Here is a 17,811-nt window from a genome sequence, read left to right as displayed (position 1 = left end):
GACTGCTCCGGTAAAGAGCGGTTCCCTCCATTTTTGAAGATCTCCGGTCAGGGTGAATCCTGTGCGGAGATAAAAATTTAGTACATAAGAGTAAAAATTTATATCTGAATCAGATTATGTTCCACACCCGCTTCTTTCAGAATCCGTCCTTCCCTCTTATGGCAGGTGAAGATAATAATCTGTCCGTCATAAGCCCTGGACAGCCAGGTCAGGGCAGTGCGCAGCCTGTCGTCGTCGTAGAGCACGAAGCTGTCGTCAAAGACAAGGGGCATTCTGTCATCCCCGTTCTGGATGAACTTGGCGGCAGCCAGCCGGAGTGCCAGATAAATCTGGTCTGCGGTTCCGCTGCTGACCTGTTCCAGGGGAATCAGTTTTTTCTTTGTATTCAGAAATGCGTTCAGGTTCTCGTCAATACTGATGCTGGTATAAATTCCTCCGGTGATTTCACTGATAAGTTCCGAAGTGGTTTTATTCAAATAGAGTCCGAAGGAATCGCGGATGGACATGGAAAGCTCCTGCATCGTTTCCTGGGCCAGGTCAATGGCGGCGATGTCCTGGCGCAGCCTGTCATTCTCCGTGATAATACGTTTCAGGGCGGCAGCCCTGTCCTTACAGTCGGTCAGGTGCTCCAGCTTTTTCTCCAGTTCCCACTGGATGCGCTGCTGCTGTTCAATGACCTCGCTGCAGTTATTCTGCTGCTCGCGCAGGGTGGAGATTTTTTCGGTCTGCAGTTTCAGGGTTTCCTCCGACTTCTTCATCATCTGGCAGAGCCTTGTAAACTCGGAAAGGCGGGTGCGTAACGCCTCCATGGCTTCGGCCGTGATGGAACTGTCGCCCAGGTGGCGCTTGAAAATCTCCGACAGGGTGGCCGTGCAGAGTTTGGCCTCCTTGATATGGCGCTTTCTGCGAAACAGTGTGAACAGGCCTCCTGCAAGTGAGAGTACCGCCCCGGCCCCCAGGGCCAGACCGGCAGTATAAGGATCTACGCCGACTGGCAGGACCGGCAGCAGGGTATTATACGGATAGAAATACCAGTATAGGGAGTACACGGAGCCAATGGCCAGCGCTGCGGCCAAAACACAGAGCAGCACTGGAAACATTCTTCCGGATTTGCTCTCGGCAACTTCCTTAGATTCCATGTAATAGCTGTAAATCTCCTCCGCATTATTTAGATAGGTGGCGATGGAGGCCTCATCCGAGAACTCGTAATCGTCTAACATCTGGCGTCCGCGGAGAACCTTATCGGCCAGCTCGTCCTTCTCCTGCTGGTTTAATTCGATCTCCTCCTTGACGGAATCACGCTTTTTTACATATTCCTGCATCTGATTTTCGTACTCGGGGGAGGAAATTTCTTTTTCAATGTTCCGTATCTCGCTTAAGAGCATCGTGTAGGTTCTGGCGGCCTCCGGGCTTAACTGGGTTTCCAGTTGTTTCTTCTGCCCCTTTAGATAGGAGGTTGCCTTTGTGATATTCAGGGCCATATTGCCGGAGGTGTTCATATTGGCAATATAGTTTTTAAGTTCGGAAATCATTCCGTCCTCGGTGGCGCTTTTAAGCTGGCTGATGCTGATGGTGTTATTGTAGGCTGTCTCGCTTAAGCCTCCCAGCAGCTCGTCCATGAAGGCCCTGGTCGCTTCCACTTCTTTTCCCAGGGTTTCATTGATAATGATAAACTCTTTTTTATTCTTCTGAAAACTCCGCTCAATGCGGTAAATGATGCCGTCGGATTCCAGGCGGAGCTGGCCCTCATAGGTGCCGCTGTTCTCCCATGGCTCATATTTGCTGTAAATGTCCGTCCTTGCGGCTCTGCCCCTCTGGCGCTCAATGCCGAAGAGCATTCCGCGGATAAAGGTGTGTATCGTGGACTTGCCGGCTTCATTCTTGCCATAGACGATATTGAGGCCATTCTCAAAGGAGACAGACGTATTATGAAATTTACCAAATCCGCTTATGTATAAATCCAGAAAACGCACTTTGTCAACTCCTTTCATCGGTGGTGAGAAGAAGGGCATGGATTCCGTAAAACAGCGCCTTTTTTTCTACCGGGCTCATATCCGGCTTCTGAAGCGCACGGATGTAAAAACCTATCATATCGCTGGGATGCTCTGCAAACAGCGCACTGAAATCATACTCGGGTTCCGACTCGTCCAGGATATCGGATATTTTGTAGCGCAGCAGCAGGGAATCCAGGTCGAAGGTAATGTCGGGATCCCTCATGCCGCGCACGCGGAACCGGTAAATATTGTCCGTGCCGCGCTTGTCGATTTCGTGGGACATTTTAAGACACAGCTCAGTATTGGTGGTGGCCGGGGTTACATTGACAATCAGAGGGATGTAGCGCAGTTTGGCCATCGGGATGAATTCCAGTTTTGTAACCTGGAGACTGGAAGGATTGATTTCCCCGTAATAGATGCCGTGGGCTCCCGTCTCCGTCTTGTCTAACGGTTCGGGAGAACCGCAGTAGGCCATCTTCCGGTCGATCAGGACTTCTGGTTTATGTATATGGCCCAGGGCGATATAGGAAAAACCGGAATCGGCCAGGGCGGCCCTGTCTATCGGAGTATGGTTTAAATCGCCGCCATGGCCGACCAGGATATGGATCCTTCCGTCATGGGGTGCGTAAGCCTGGTTCAGCTTTGCCTCCGTAATCTCGGCGGTGTGGTAGCTGAAACCGGTCACCTCGGTATTAATGTCGCGGAAATAATAGCTTGTCAGTTCCTCGCTGTCGATAAATGTTACATTGGGGCACCAGGAAAAGCTCAATACGGCGGAGCTGTTTCGGATCCTGTCATGGTTTCCGGCAATAATAATGACCCGGACGCCGGGGATGGTGGAAAAGAGGTAATTGACCTCCTTCAGATCCTTCTGCAGCGGCTGGCGGTGAAACAAATCTCCTGCAATAAACAGGAAATCGGCCCCCACTTTTCTCGTCTTTTCTATAATCGCAGAAAAGGTGTCCCTGATATCGCGGGCACGCTCCCTGCTCCAGGATTTGTCGCTGTCCGGGGACATGCCCCAGTGTACATCGCCGGTATGAATGAATTTCACGTTGTTCCCCTTTCCTTTCAAGTACATTGCATGTAACGCTTATGGTAACCCAGTACCAGATAGAGCTGCCGCAAAGGTTATTTGCGGCAGCTCCATCGTAAGAGTTCTGTAACAGAAGTTACTGTTCACAGTCCCTCAAAAAGCACGGTTCTGCGAACAGCAACACACTTCGCGATGCGGTAAAATCACAGCTCGCAGTTGTTAACCGTTCTTGGGAATGGAATAATGTCACGGATGTTGGAGACGCCGGTTAGGTACATAACACAGCGCTCAAAACCGAGGCCGAAACCGGAATGTCTTGTGGAACCGTATTTTCTCAGATCCAGATAGAATCCGTAATCTTCTTTCTTAAGGCCCAGTTCTTCCATTCTGGCTACCAGTTTATCGTAATCGTCTTCCCTCTGGCTTCCGCCGATGATCTCGCCGATTCCCGGTACGAGGCAGTCCATGGCGGCTACCGTCTTGTTGTCCTCGTTCATCTTCATATAGAAGGCCTTGATCTCCTTCGGATAATCTGTGACGAATACCGGTTTCTGGTAAATCTTCTCTGTCAGGTAACGCTCGTGCTCAGTCTGTAAATCGCAGCCCCAGAATACCTTGTAGTCGAATTCCTCATTGTGCTCTTCCAGAATCTTTACTGCTTCGGTATAGGTCACATGTCCGAAGTCGGAATTCAATACATGGTTCAGTCTGTCAAGCAGTCCCTTATCGATGAACTGGTTGAAAAAATTCATCTCCTCCGGCGCATGTTCCAGCACATAGCGGATAACATATTTTAACATGCTCTCGGCCAGGGCCATATTGTCATTCAGGTCGGCAAATGCCATCTCCGGCTCGATCATCCAGAATTCCGCAGCGTGCCGGGTCGTGTTGGAGTTCTCGGCACGGAAAGTAGGGCCGAAGGTGTATACGTTGCGGAATGCCATTGCATATGTCTCGGCATTCAGCTGTCCGCTTACGGTCAGGTTGGTCGGTTTACCAAAAAAGTCCTGGGAGAAATCTATAGCTCCCTCCGATGTCTTCGGGATATCGTTCAGATCAAGGGTGGTTACCTGGAACATCTCACCGGCTCCCTCACAGTCACTTCCTGTGATAAGTGGGGTGTGGACATAGACAAAGTCACGGTCCTGGAAATACTGGTGGATCGCATAGGCAGCCAGCGAACGCACGCGGAACACGGCCTGAAAGGTATTGGTTCTCGGGCGCAGATGGGAGATGCTTCTTAAATATTCAAGTGTATGGCGTTTCTTCTGAAGCGGATAGTCCGATGCGGACTGGCCTTCCACAAGGATTTCCGTTGCCTGGATTTCAAATGGCTGTTTGGCATCCGGTGTGGCAACTAGAGTTCCTTTTACAATGATGGCAGCGCCGACATTCAGTTTGGAGATCTCAGCAAAATTCTCCATTGTATCATGATAAACGACCTGAAGTGTCTCAAAGTAGCTTCCGTCACTTACTACGATGAAACCAAAGGCCTTGGATCCCCTGACACTTCTGACCCAGCCTCCGATCTGGATTTCCTTGTCCAGATAAGACTCGCTTGAACGGTAGATTTCTCTTACGGTTACTAAATTCATAATGTTACTCCTTCAATTATATAGCTTTTTGGCATTTTCGTATCAATGTTGTCATTATACTTTATTTCTGCAGTGGTTTCAAGGGGGTACTGTCTTTAGTTGAGATGTGAGGACGCCTCTGTAGGATGGCGGACGGGGTGGTGGGAGGTGTATATGAGTCTTCAGTCCCGGTTTTTAGATTGTCGTGAGGGGGAATCCAGGAGAAAAAATTCCTACGGGGACTCGCTCCCGCTTGTGGAATGCGCAGCGGATGCTAAGACGTCAAAGAACGCCGTCTAAGCACCGGCGGATTCCAAGGCCCCCTTCGGAAAGTTTTCTCCTTCCTTCCCCGGGCAGGTGGTCGGCGGGACTGAAGACTCAGGGAAGGTATTGCCCCGTCCGCCGGCTTCAGAAGCTGATTGTCTCTTTCGTCAAATGCGGAGGCGCTATTCATCAAAACTAATACTTAATTCCAGCAAAACACTCTAAAACCTCACAGGAGCCAGTCATCCGGAATTCAAAGGAACGTAGTGGCTGCGACAATACCCTTCCCACTTGAAGGAATAGAACAAATCAGCGGCCGCAGGCCGGGGCGGAATGGCGATAACCCCGGATTCCCCACCAGCGACAACCTTTACACCGGGACTGAAGACTCATATACAACCTCTCACCATCCCGCCCCCCGGCTGTCCCGGCGCGTTCTCATTACTCATCTAGAGTTCCCCTTAAATAATTTTCCCGCACCGCCCGTACGGACATCTCCTCAAAAGCCCGGATATAAAGCGGTTTTTCAATATAGTTCAGTGAAATCAAATCAATTCGGAGGAATTTCTTGAAATTTTTAACAGGAAGAATGTGGATATATTCCTCTTTACTGCAGTTTATATTATGGCTGTTAATCCGGGACAATAACATGTAGGGAGCGATTCCGGCGCCCACGCCTTTGGCGCACAGGGAAATCTGGGTGTCCGTGTCACTGATCTGGTAAGGGGAATAGAGATCAATATGGCACTGATCCAGGTATTCCTGCAGGGCGGAGTTGATGACGCCAGTGGAATAGCTCTTGATAAACGGGATATCGGTAAACTGGTGCAGATCGATCTCGGATGACAGAAAGCTCCCGGACTGATCGCCGAAACGGCGTTTCAGCAGTCCGTCTGAAATCATAAAGCAAAGCTCGTCCTCACACAGCGGGGTAATGGCAAAATCTTCGGCGTAAGGGGTATTGACGCCCATAAACAAATCCACATTTCCCTTCCTGAGATTTTCAGCCAGGACTACGGTGTCGTTCATGAAAAAGCGGATCTCCACGTCCGGAAAAGCACGGGAGTATTCCGGCATGACCCAGGGAAGGAAGATTTGGGCGCGGGACGCGCTGATTCCCATGGTAAAGCTGCCCTTCATCCCGCTGGCCCGCTTGGCCAGGCTATCCTGCAGGCTGCTCTCAATGGCCTGGATTTTCTGAAGGGAGTGGAGCATCGACAGCCCGGCTTCTGTGAGCTGGAAGCGGGGTTTCCTCGTAAACAGTTTAACTCCGTAATTTTGTTCCATCCGCTTGATATGATCGCTGACGCACTGCTGTGAGACAAAGGCGCGCTGCGCCGCACGGCTGATGCTCATTTCTTCGGCAACTAATAAAAAGATTTCCTGATTTGACTGCAAGGCGTTCTCCTTTCTATGTGTTTCTAATAACAGGAATACGGCAGACGGCCGTTCACAAATACTTATACCGTGAAGTACAGTTCTTCTATATTAATAAGAATAATTACAGTATGAATTAAGAATAATTGCAGTGTATCATGCGAATAGAAGAAATACAAGAAAAATATTGTGATACTGTAAAAATAACTTGTTTGATTTTGGCGTTTGAATTATATATGATAATTGTAACAGCTGGGATATGGGTGTACATCGAGAGGTCGATTACAAAATGGAGGGGAAGTTATGGTTGATACAAATGAAAAAATGAGTTGGATTAATGTTATCAAAATTGCCGGCGTTTTTGTGTCGTGGGCAATCGGATCGGGTTCTGTTACCGGTCAGGCATCACTGCAGTATTTCTGCGGTTACGGCATATGGGGATATGCAGGAATCGTAGTGGAGGCGCTGCTGCATCTGTTCCTGTTGATTTCATTCTTTAAACTGGGGCACAGAAAGCAGTTTAAGAGCCCGCTTGACATTTTTACGTACTACTGCGGAGATAAGGTGGGTAAAGTATTCCAGCTTCTGGCAATGGGACTCTTATATTCGGCTCCCGTTGTTATGATTTCCGGTTTCGGCGCGGCGCTCAACCAGCATTTCGGCATGCCGTCACGTCTGGGTTCCGTTCTTCTTGGAATTTTATGCCTGGTTACAATTCTTCTTGGACTTAAAAAACTCGTTGATATTATCGGCAGTATCGGGCCGTTCATGATTGTCCTGACAATCGGAACGGGTATTTATTATCTGACACAGCATATGGGCGGAGTTGCCGCGGGCATTGAAATGGCGCCGACCCTGAATCTTTCGAGAATTGCACCGACATGGTGGCTGGCCGGTTTATATTACACCACCTGTACACCATTACAGTCGGCCCCGTTCTTCTCGGCGACGGCTAAGAGTTTTAAGGTAAGGAAAGAACTGATTTACGGCGCAATCGTGGGAGTTATTTTCTATGCTGCGGCCGATATCGTTATGGCATCCGCTCTTTTTGCCAACATCGAGGAATTCAGCACAATGATGATTCCGAATCTCTACCTGGCCAATACGATTTCTCCGATTCTTGGATTTATCTTTATCATTGTTATATTTATGGCGATTTTCTCATCCTGTGCACCGTCCATGTTTACGCTCTGCGCATCATTCTGCGAAGAGAAAACACCGGCTTACAACAAATTTGCGGTTATTCTGGTCATTGCATCCGTTCTCTGCTCCATGCTTCTCCCGTTTGACAAGCTTCTGGGACTGGTATACGGCGTATACGGCGTGCTCGGCGGTATCTTCGTATTATTTATGATAGCAAAACAGATTCAGGAGAAAAAAGCAGCATAATAGTTCAGCGCAAAGTGATAAGTTTACAGGAGGTAAGATGGAAAAATTTAAAATAGCACTGGTTCAGTCATCGTGGGTATTAGGGGACGTGAAAGCCAATGTACGCAAGGCGGAAGAAAAGATCCGCGAGGCGTGCGGCAATGGAGCCGATTTCGTCTGTCTGCCCGAAGGATTTAATACGGGATATTACTGCTTTGATTATGAGACGATGAAAAATGCGGCCGAACCCCTGGACGGAGAAACAATTACTAAGATGAGGAGTCTGGCAAAGGAACTGGGGATCCATCTCCTGGCGCCGATTATGATGACGGCCGGCACCGGAATCGTCGAAAACACGGCGGTTCTGATCGACGATGAGGGCGTTGTGCTCGGCCATTATTCCAAATCCCATCTGGTAGGGGCGGAACAGCTTCATTTAAACAGGGGAAGGAAATTTCCGGTATTCCGGACAAAATACGGAATCATCGGCATTGTCATCTGCTATGATATCTGTTTCCCGGAGACAACCCGTATCCTGGCGCTCGGGGGAGCGGATTTGATCCTGTGTCCGGCGGCATGGAGGGACGGATCTTATTTCAGGGACTGGCTGAACCAGGTGACGGAGGTGCGCGCACTGGATAACAATGTCTTTGTGGCGCTGATAAATTTCACGGGAGAACTGCCTGATTCGCCGTTTTGCGGATGCAGCCAGGTGGTAAGCCCGATTGGAAAGGTGCTGGGAAGATGTTCACCGGATCGTGAAGAGATTCTCTATCAGGATATTGATATGAGCATGGTACACAAAGAGCGGATGGGAAACACGGTGATGATCGACCGTCATCCGGAATTATATTCACGTATTACCGAATAGCGGACTCCTGTTAAACGTCGGGAGGATAGTAAAAAAGAGACATTGAAAAGCCGGTGATTCCACGTATCCATGGACGCCGGCTTTTATCATCTTATCATTGCAGGTTGCGGCTCATTGTCAAGGATAAACCCGGAGTATATTTTCCGGTGTTATTCGTTGGGCGGAAGGGAGATATTATGGAACATGACAGGGGAGAACAGGTAAAGGAATTGCTGAGAGGAGCCTATGATCTTCATGTACACCCGGCGCCGTCGGCATTCACCCGGGCGCTGGACGATTGGGAGCTGATGCAGGAGGCCGACGAGGCGGGAATGGCCGGTGTTCTGATTAAATCACACTATGGCTGCACGGCCGCCAGGGCTGCTACGGTCAACCGAAAGAGCGGCTGCCGGGCAAAAGCGTACGGCGGTTTGGCGCTCAACTGGCCCACGGGCGGTCTGAACCCCTATGCGGTGGAAAATTGCCTCCACGAGGGAGGGATTCTCATATGGATGCCCACCCGGGATGCCGGGCACTGCCTGGAATTCGGGCCGATGACGGGAGATTTTTTCAGCCGTCCTGGCATCACGATCCTGGACAGGGAGGGAAGGATTCTTCCGGAGGTTTATGAGATTATGGACATTGTTAAAAAATACGGAGCATATCTTGGAACCGGGCACTTAAGCCGGGAGGAATCGGTACGGCTCTGCCGTTTGGGAAGAGAGCGCGGGGTAAATATGATACTGACGCATCCCGAGTGGAGCAGAACCCGAATCGACGGCGCCATGCAGGCAGAGCTGGCTGCCCTGGGAGTTGTGATTGAAAAGAACTGGGTCAATCTGGCGGAAGGCACTGTAACTGCGGAAGAAATGGCCGCAAATATCCGTCTGTCCGGGGTGGAACACACCTATATTGCAACAGACAGGGGGCAGAAGGGATTCGAGCATCCGGCCCGCGGAATGGCGCTTTTTATGAGGACGCTTCTCGAAAGAGGATTCAGCGAAAAAGAAATTATCACGATGTCCCATACCGTACCGTCATGCATTGCAGACCGTCAGGCGGCGTTTTAAAATTAACAAGCAATAACTTGTTTATATCCAAAAAATACTTGTTTGATATTGGATAAAGAACGTTGTATATTAAAGATAAGAAATGAAGCGCCAAACAGACAAGCGCTGGCTAACAAATTAAAATAAGGAGGATTTCGAATGGATGAATCAAGATTCCAATACAGCAAATACAAAAGCGGCGAACTGATTAACGGTATCGAGCGTTCCGCCCACCGCGCCCTGCTGTACAGTACAGGCCTTGATACGGATGATTTACATAAACCGTTGATTGCCGTGGTGAATTCCTTTACCGAGATGGTTCCCGGCCACATTCATCTGCGGGAGATAGCGGAGCATGTGAAAGCGGGAATTTGGGAGGCAGGCGGAATTCCCCGTGAATTCAGCACCATAGCCCTTTGCGACGGTATCTGCCAGGGACACCGGGGAATGAGTTACCCGCTCCCCAGCCGGGAAAATATTGCCGACGCCGTAGAAATGATGATAGAGGCACACCATTTTGACGCAATGGTCATGCTGCCGGGGTGTGACAAGATTGTTCCCGGCATGATTATGGCGGCGGCCAGAGTGAATATTCCCGCAATCATCCTGCCGGGCGGTCCGATGATGGCAGGAAGCTATAAAGATAAGGAAGTTATAACACTGACCGATATGAGGGAATTCATCGGTCAGGTCCAGACCGGGAAAATGTCGGTGGACGATCTGCTGGAGATTGAAAAGAGAGCGCTTCCGACTTACGGAACATGCGCTATGCTTGGAACGGCCAACTCCATGAGCTGTATGGCGGAAATACTGGGACTGGCGCTTCCGCACAGCTGTACGGCCCTTGCCGTATCGGCCGATAAGCGCAGATTTGCAAAGCAGTCAGGCAAACGCGCCGTAGAAATGATTAAGGAAGATTTGACGGCCAGGAAAATCCTGTCCAGGGATGCCCTGTTAAACGGTATCAGCGCGGCCATGGCGATGGGAGCGTCCACTAATACGGTTCTTCATCTGATGTCTATTGCAAATGAGGCCAAAGTGAAGCTGGATCTGAAAGATTTCGACCGCATCAGCCGGAAAGTTCCCTATCTCTGCAACCTCAAGCCGTCCGGAAAATATCCTCTTTCCGTTCTGCATGAAAACGGCGGGGTACCGTCCGTCCTGAAGGCAATTGAGAGCAGACTGGAACCAAACCACATGACGGTGACCGGTAAGACGATGATAGAAAATCTGAAGGATGTGCCCCTTGTGGAAAACGACGTGATTTACCCATTTGACAAGCCTAAGAATGAAGAAGGCGGAATCGCCGTCTTATACGGCAGCCTGGCCCCGGACGGAGCCGTTGTCAAAAAGTCCGGCGTGAAGCCGTCCATGTACCAGTTTACGGGACGCGCCAGAGTATTCCATTCCATGGAGGATGCGAGCCATGCCGTTTCAACGGACCAGATTAAAGAGGGAGATGTGATAGTCATTCGTTACGAAGGCCCCAAAGGCGGACCGGGAATGAGGGAGATGCATATGACAACCTCGCTTCTGGTAGGAAGAGGAATGGACGAGAGCTGTGCCCTGGTTACAGACGGCCGCTTTTCCGGTTCCACGAGAGGACCGTGCATCGGCCATATCTCCCCGGAAGCGGCAGCGGGAGGACCGATAGCCGCAGTGGAGGACGGGGATCGGATTATCATCGACATTCCAAACCGCAGACTGGATTTGGATGTGCCGGATGAAGTGATTAAAGAGCGGCTGAAAAAGGTGAAACCGCTTGTAAAGCCCAGAACGCCGGCCCTGGAGAAATACGCTGCACTGGTTACATCAGCCGATCAGGGAGCGGTGCTGAGAGTGCCTGACATATTAAAAAATGAGATTAACGGGGGAACGAAATGATAACAAAACCGATGTACTTTTACAGCAACTGTTACCGTCTGGATGCAGCGCTTTACCTTCCGGACGACTATAAAGAGGGGGAGGAACTTCCCTGTATTATCCCGAATTCCGGTTATATCGGATTAAACGCAATTTATCCCGCATTATTTGCCCGCGCGCTGACAAAGAGAGGTTATGCCTGTTTTGGCTTTGATTACCGCGGTTTCCTTCAGAACGAGGGACCTGCCGGCGTGTGCAAGCTGGATGAGCAGGTGGAAGATATCAGAAACGCCGTCACCTTTGCCGGGACACTTCCCGAGGTCGACGCAGACCGGATTGGGCTGCTTGGCTGGGCTATGGCAGCCGGTCTTTCCTTCAGGGAGGCGCAGCTTGATAAGCGGGTTAAGGCTGTTGCAGGCTTAAACGGCTTCTACTGCGGCGAGAGATGGCTCCATCAGGTCTTCTCCCATGTAGACTTTGTAAAGATGCAGAAAGAGATAGAGGAGGAGGAGATCCGAATTGTAAAGGAAGGCACGAGAAGATTCGATAATCCGTTCCATTTTTATCCGCTGGATCCCGACACAGAGGAAGTAGTCCATGACAATTTGTATACGGTGGACGGCTACGGACAGGAGATTTCCCTGGAACTGGGCCGTTCCCTGATGGACTTCAACTCCGAGAAAAATATCGAGGACGTGAAAGTACCGGCCTTCATCGGACACGGCAAATACAACCTGCTCCACCCAATCAGCGAATCCGAAATATTTTACGATAAGCTGCAGTGCGAAAAAACCTTCTATGCAATCGAAGGAAAGCACAACGACTTCATGTTTGACGATCATGAAGTATTTGAAAAACTGATCGGGGAGCTGGATCGCTTCTTTCAGAAAATTTGACAAATGATTTTAATAAGTAATACCACCGCCTTACCGTGTATCCGGATACACGGTAAGGCGTCACTGTTCCAGGGGGCTTCATTGCCAGATATTGGCTTTGGAGACTCCCTTTTTTTGTGCTCCAACTGTGTTCCACATATTACCAGAGACAAAACCCCTGTTTTCCTGCGATAATACTCAAGTTAGAAACAACTAAGCATGTGCCGTCCGGTGGGGAAAATACGAAGGACGGCCCGGCTGAATGCGCGAATTTTAATGTAAAAAGGCGTAAATAGAGGAAAGAGAGAGGTGGATTTGAAAAAATATAACGAATGAAAGTAGAGAAATGTCGGAAAATGCACAAAAAAAGTTCAAATTCTAGTAAAGATTTGTTCACTATTTCGAAAAAGTATGGTATAATAGAAAGCACACAAACAGCTACACAAATCTACACATCGAGGGGTGATATCGTGATTAAAAAAGAAATGATTGCTATGCTCTTAGCAGGAGGACAAGGCAGCCGGCTTGGCGTTTTGACTCAGAAGGTTGCGAAACCCGCAGTTTCATTTGGCGGTAAATACCGTATTATTGATTTTCCGCTCAGTAACTGCATCAATTCCGGAGTAGATACAGTCGGAGTTTTAACACAATACCAGCCGTTGCGTCTGAATGCGCATATCGGTATTGGTATTCCATGGGATCTTGACCGTAACGTAGGCGGGGTTACCGTTCTTCCTCCTTATGAGAAAAGTATTGGAAGTGACTGGTACACCGGCACAGCGAATGCGATCTATCAGAATCTTGAGTATATGGAGAATTACAATCCGGAATATGTTCTGATTCTTTCCGGCGACCATATCTACAAGATGGACTATGAGGTAATGCTTGAATATCACAAAGCGAATAATGCAGATGTTACAATTGCCGCCATGCAGGTTCCGATTGAGGAAGCCAGCCGTTTCGGTATTGTTATCACAGATGACAATAACCGTATTTCGGAGTTTGAAGAGAAACCCGAGAACCCGAGGAGCAACCTGGCATCCATGGGTATCTATATCTTCAGCTGGCAGGTGTTGAAAGACGCGCTGATTAAGTTGTCGGAAGAGCCTGGATGTGATTTTGGAAAACATATTATTCCGTTCTGCCATTCAGCAGGTAAGAGAATTTTTGCATATGAGTACAACGGATATTGGAAAGATGTTGGGACTTTGGGATCCTACTGGGAAGCCAATATGGAATTAATCGATATTATCCCCGAGTTTAACTTATATGAAGAATACTGGAAGATTTATACCAAGAGTGACATTATCCCTCCTCAATATATATCGGAGAATTCCAAGATTGAGAGAAGCATTATAGGTGAGGGAACGGAAATCTATGGTGAGATCAGCAATTCTGTGATTGGAGCAGGCGTTACAATCGGAGAAGGCGCCGTAATCAAAGATTCCATCATTATGAAGGGAAGTGTAATCGGAGCGGGGGCCGTAGTGGATAAAGCTATCATTGCGGAGGACGTTACGGTTGGAGAAGGCGCAGTGCTCGGTGAAGGCGAGATGGCACCGAGTAAATATGATCCGAAGGTATATCAGTTTGAATTGGTGGTGGTTGGAGAGCGTTCCACGATTCCCGGAAAAGTCAGAATCGGAAGGAATACGGCGATTTCCGGAGAGACCACACCGGACGATTACCATGGCGGAGTACTTGAAAGCGGCGATTACATAATAAAGGCAGGTGGAGTACAATGAGAGCAATTGGTATTGTTTTAGCAGGCGGCAACAGCAAGAGAATGAGAGAGTTATCCAACAAGAGAGCAATCGCTGCAATGCCTATCGCAGGCAGCTACCGCAGTGTCGATTTTGCTCTGAGTAATATGAGCAACTCCCATATTCAGAGTGTTGCAGTGCTTACACAGTATAATTCCCGATCCCTGAATGAACACCTCAGCTCTTCCAAGTGGTGGGATTTCGGAAGAAAACAGGGCGGCATGTATGTGTTCACGCCTACGATTACGGCGGAGAGCAGCGACTGGTACAGAGGAACGGCAGACGCCCTCTTCCAGAACCTGGATTTTCTGAAGAAAAGCCATGAGCCTTATGTAGTGCTTGCCAGCGGCGACGGAGTTTATAAACTTGATTATAACAAAGTACTTGAATATCATATCGAGAAGAAAGCAGACATTACGGTAGTATGTAAAGAGATGGGACCGGAGGCCGATGTCACAAGATTCGGTCTTGTGAAGACCAACGACGACGGCCGTATCACCGATTTTGAAGAGAAACCGATGGTTGCCACCTCCAACACGATTTCCTGCGGTATTTATGTAATACGCAGACGTCAGCTCATTGAACTGATTGAGCGGTGCGCAGCGGAAGACAGATATGACTTTGTCACGGACATTCTGGTGCGTTATAAGAATCTGAAGCGTATTTATGCATATAAGCTGGGGACTTACTGGAACAATATTGCTTCTGTTGACGCATACTACAAGACAAACATGGATTTCTTAAAACCGGAAGTAAGACATTATTTCTTCAAAGAGTATCCGGAGATTTATTCCAAAGTAGACGACCTGCCGCCGGCAAAATACAATCCGGGCGCAGTAGTCAGGAACAGCCTTGTATCCAGCGGATGTATCCTGAACGGAACGGTTGAGAATTCAGTTCTTTTTAAGAAGGTTTACGTTGGCAACAACTGCGTAATCAAGAATTCAATCATTTTAAACGACGTATATATTGGGGATAACACTGTAATCGAAAACTGTGTTGTGGAGAGCCGCGATACCATCCGCGCCAATACAACGCACATCGGCACACCGGACAACTTAAAGATTGTCATCGAGAAGAACGAGCGATTTACATTATAATGAACAGACGGGAGAGGGGTTAGATTTATGCAGATTACGGACGTAAGAGTAAGAAGAATTGAAAAAGAAGGCAAGATGAAGGCCATCGTATCCATTACGCTGGACAATGAATTTGTAGTCCACGATATCAAAGTGATAGAGGGGGAGAAGGGACTGTTCATCGCAATGCCTAGCCGCAAAGCTGCGGACGGTGAATACCGTGATATCGCGCATCCAATCAATTCCTGTACGCGCGACATGATTCAAAGTATTATTCTTGCCAAATATGAAGCAACTGCCCTGGAAATGGCTGACGAAGAGGCACACGAGCAGGCTTGACAGGTGCATAGATACAAGAAATACGTGAAAATTGCATAAATATAAAAGAAATTGCCCCGGGGTGCTGGACAAAGCAGCCGGGGCGTTTTATTATATTAATTATACAAAAAAATTCGCGTATGCGAAAATAAAACCAGGGGGACTATAATATGAGCGGTACTATATTTGCACTGATTCCGCCAATCGTAGCAATCGCGCTGGCGTTGATTACGAAAGAGGTTTATCTGTCACTGTTGATTGGAATCCTGTCGGGCGCATTTCTTTTTACCGGACTGAATCCGATTCACGCGGTTGAAACCGTTATTGCTATTATGGGGGACAAGATTGGCGGCAACGTCAACATTCTTCTGTTCCTGTCATTTCTCGGGATTGTTGTGGCTCTGATTACTAAGTCAGGAGCATCGAGGGCATACGGAGAATGGGCGGCACGCTCCATCAAAAGCAGGAAAGGCGCGCTTCTTGCCACCATGTTTTTAGGTTCCCTGATTTTCGTGGATGACTACTTTAACTGTCTGACCGTTGGAACCGTTATGCGTCCGGTTACGGACAAGCATAAGATAACGAGGGCAAAGCTGGCTTACATTATCGATGCCACTGCCGCTCCTATCTGTATTATTGCGCCAATATCGAGCTGGGCTGCAGCCGTGGGTTCCTCTCTTCCGGAGGGCAGCGGCGTGGACGGTTTCGGACTGTTTCTCAGGACGATTCCATTTAACCTTTATGCCATCCTGACGATTATCTTCATGCTCTTCATTATCATCGGCGGATTTGATTTCTCAGCAATGAGAAAGTACAATGAGCGTGTGGAACGGGAAGGAAAAGAAAAGACCATCGATGCGGATGCGGTTACCATTGCAGGCAACGGCAAGGTAATCGATCTGGTTGCCCCAATCATTATTCTGATTGCATTTTGTGTCAGCGGCATGTTGTACACGGGCGGAATTATGGACGGAGTGGGAATCGTCGAGGCGTTTGCCAATTGTGATTCCGCACTGAGCCTGGTGTTAGGCTCCTTCTTTACGCTGGTGTTTATCTTCATCTTTTACCTGGCGAGAAGAGTCATCCACTTCAGTGAATTCTGCGAGAGTTTTACCATCGGCATCAAAGCGATGATTCCGGCTATTATGATTCTGTGCCTGGCATGGACTCTGTCCGGTATCTGCAGTGCCGACTATCTGAATATAGGCGGTTATGTGGGTTCCGTTGTCGGAGGAAGCGCGCTTGTGGGAGCCCTGATGCCCGCCATCATGTTCCTGGTTGCCTGCGGACTGGCATTCTCCACGGGAACTTCCTGGGGAACGTTCGGCATCCTGATTCCTATCGCCTTTGCAGTGGTAGGTCCGGAGAATATGAACTCACTGACCATCTCCACATCGGCTATCCTGGCTGGAGCGGTCTGCGGCGATCACGTTTCACCGATCTCCGATACGACGATTCTGGCATCGGCCGGAGCGCAATGTGACCATATTAACCACGTTTCCACGCAGATTCCTTATGTCCTCTGTGTGGCCGGATGCTGCGTTATCGGATATCTGGCGGCCGGTATTACACAGAATGGCTGGATCGGCACCCTGACGGGTCTTATCGCCCTTACCGTTGTCCTGATTATTCTGGACCGCAGGAACAATCCGAAGTTTGCGCGGTGACACAGCAGGGATGCTGACTAAATGTATAAACTGAAAAAAAGAACCTGCTGAAATTGAATTATAATTTAATTTGCTGGTATAAATTCCTCTGTTTTACAGATACTACATTTATGCAAAACGATACAGATAAATGTGGAAAATGTAAGATGGAGGAATTTTTGTATGAAAGCTACAGGTATAGTCAGAAGAATTGATGATTTGGGCAGGGTGGTAATTCCAAAGGAAATCCGCCGGACTCTCAGACTCAGAGAAGGTACTCCGCTTGAAATATTTACGGACAGGGAAGGAGAAATAATCCTTAAGAAATATTCGCCGATGGTAGAGCTGGCCGCATTTGCCGTTCAGTACGCAGAGGCAATGGCTCAATCCACCGGACTTATGGTATGTATCACAGACCGTGACCAGGTTATCGCAGTATCGGGAGGCCCCAAAAAGGATTACCTCCAGAAACCGGTCAGCAGACAGCTTGAGAATGCAATCACGGAGCGCATGACAATCACAGCGGTGAAAGAGGACAAGAATTTTATCACTGTTGTATCAGAAGAACCGGAAGGAACTACGGCTCAGGTTGTAGTTCCGATTATCTGTGAGGGAGATGCAATCGGAGCGGTTGTAATCCTTGGAAGAGAACCGAGAACCAGATTTGGCGATACGGAAGTGAAGCTTGCGGCTACGGCGGCAGGGTTCCTGGGAAGACAGATGGAAGGGTAAAAGTGAAGAATCCGGTTGTACCT

At 48.8% G+C, this 17,811-nt stretch carries 15 protein-coding genes; 11 read left to right on the top strand and 4 right to left on the bottom strand.

All coding sequences use genetic code 11. The features are described from left to right. Window positions 1–98: 98 nt before the first annotated feature. The 3 genes from EJL91_RS07180 to asnS all read right to left on the bottom strand — a co-directional run bounded on the left by EJL91_RS07180 (window position 99) and on the right by asnS (window position 4,625). A complete protein-coding gene (locus tag EJL91_RS07180; protein WP_125141284.1) occupies window positions 99–1,973 on the bottom strand; it encodes an ATP-binding protein in 1,875 nt (624 codons plus the stop codon). 4 nt (window positions 1,974–1,977) lie between these two features. Next, window positions 1,978–3,048: a metallophosphoesterase family protein gene (locus EJL91_RS07175; protein WP_125141283.1), complete on the bottom strand. Its 1,071-nt coding sequence runs from the start codon at window positions 3,046–3,048 to the stop codon at window positions 1,978–1,980. Window positions 3,049–3,233: 185 nt separating this feature from the next. Continuing rightward, on the bottom strand, window positions 3,234–4,625 hold the full coding sequence (gene asnS, locus EJL91_RS07170; RefSeq protein ID WP_125141282.1) for an asparagine--tRNA ligase: 1,392 nt from the start codon (window positions 4,623–4,625) through the stop codon (window positions 3,234–3,236). Window positions 4,626–4,778: 153 nt separating this feature from the next. Between asnS and EJL91_RS25100 the strand changes: the two genes are divergently transcribed. Next, on the top strand, window positions 4,779–4,904 hold the full coding sequence (locus tag EJL91_RS25100; RefSeq protein ID WP_279230034.1) for a hypothetical protein: 126 nt from the start codon (window positions 4,779–4,781) through the stop codon (window positions 4,902–4,904). Between the two features lie 405 nt (window positions 4,905–5,309). On the opposite strand, the gene EJL91_RS07165 is transcribed toward EJL91_RS25100, so the two are convergent. Next, complete coding sequence (locus EJL91_RS07165; RefSeq protein WP_125141281.1) at window positions 5,310–6,266, bottom strand: LysR family transcriptional regulator; 957 nt, start codon at window positions 6,264–6,266, stop codon at window positions 5,310–5,312. Between the two features lie 282 nt (window positions 6,267–6,548). Between EJL91_RS07165 and EJL91_RS07160 the strand changes: the two genes are divergently transcribed. The 10 genes from EJL91_RS07160 to spoVT all read left to right on the top strand — a co-directional run bounded on the left by EJL91_RS07160 (window position 6,549) and on the right by spoVT (window position 17,788). Then, on the top strand, window positions 6,549–7,634 hold the full coding sequence (locus EJL91_RS07160; protein ID WP_125141280.1) for a YkvI family membrane protein: 1,086 nt from the start codon (window positions 6,549–6,551) through the stop codon (window positions 7,632–7,634). 37 nt (window positions 7,635–7,671) lie between these two features. Further along, window positions 7,672–8,484 carry a carbon-nitrogen hydrolase family protein gene (locus EJL91_RS07155; RefSeq protein WP_125141279.1) on the top strand — a complete coding sequence of 271 codons (813 nt, stop codon included), beginning with the start codon at window positions 7,672–7,674 and terminating at the stop codon, window positions 8,482–8,484. Window positions 8,485–8,660: 176 nt separating this feature from the next. Further along, window positions 8,661–9,533 (top strand): DUF6282 family protein, encoded by an 873-nt coding sequence (locus tag EJL91_RS07150; protein WP_125141278.1) that lies wholly within the window; start codon window positions 8,661–8,663, stop codon window positions 9,531–9,533. A gap of 138 nt (window positions 9,534–9,671) precedes the next feature. After that, complete coding sequence (gene ilvD / locus EJL91_RS07145; protein WP_125141277.1) at window positions 9,672–11,396, top strand: dihydroxy-acid dehydratase; 1,725 nt, start codon at window positions 9,672–9,674, stop codon at window positions 11,394–11,396. Next, window positions 11,393–12,271, top strand: coding sequence for an alpha/beta hydrolase (locus EJL91_RS07140; protein ID WP_125141276.1), 879 nt, complete (start codon window positions 11,393–11,395; stop codon window positions 12,269–12,271). The genes ilvD and EJL91_RS07140 overlap by 4 nt, the downstream gene beginning before the upstream one ends. Before the next feature lie 449 nt (window positions 12,272–12,720). Next, window positions 12,721–13,995 (top strand): glucose-1-phosphate adenylyltransferase, encoded by a 1,275-nt coding sequence (locus EJL91_RS07135; RefSeq protein ID WP_125141275.1) that lies wholly within the window; start codon window positions 12,721–12,723, stop codon window positions 13,993–13,995. After that, a complete protein-coding gene (gene glgD, locus EJL91_RS07130) occupies window positions 13,992–15,113 on the top strand; it encodes a glucose-1-phosphate adenylyltransferase subunit GlgD (protein WP_125141274.1) in 1,122 nt (373 codons plus the stop codon). Before EJL91_RS07135 ends, glgD begins: the two co-directional genes overlap by 4 nt. A gap of 27 nt (window positions 15,114–15,140) precedes the next feature. Then, complete coding sequence (spoVG, locus tag EJL91_RS07125) at window positions 15,141–15,431, top strand: septation regulator SpoVG (protein WP_125141273.1); 291 nt, start codon at window positions 15,141–15,143, stop codon at window positions 15,429–15,431. Window positions 15,432–15,580: 149 nt separating this feature from the next. Beyond that, window positions 15,581–17,077, top strand: coding sequence for a Na+/H+ antiporter NhaC family protein (locus EJL91_RS07120; RefSeq protein ID WP_125141272.1), 1,497 nt, complete (start codon window positions 15,581–15,583; stop codon window positions 17,075–17,077). Between the two features lie 162 nt (window positions 17,078–17,239). Beyond that, window positions 17,240–17,788 carry a stage V sporulation protein T gene (gene spoVT / locus EJL91_RS07115; RefSeq protein WP_125141271.1) on the top strand — a complete coding sequence of 183 codons (549 nt, stop codon included), beginning with the start codon at window positions 17,240–17,242 and terminating at the stop codon, window positions 17,786–17,788. Window positions 17,789–17,811 lie beyond the last annotated feature (23 nt).

Source organism: Clostridium transplantifaecale, from assembly GCF_900626075.1.
GTDB classification, from domain to species: Bacteria; Bacillota; Clostridia; order Lachnospirales; family Lachnospiraceae; genus Otoolea; species Otoolea transplantifaecalis.
Note: the sequence above shows the minus strand (reverse complement) of the source record. Positions and strands in the feature narration are given on the sequence as shown.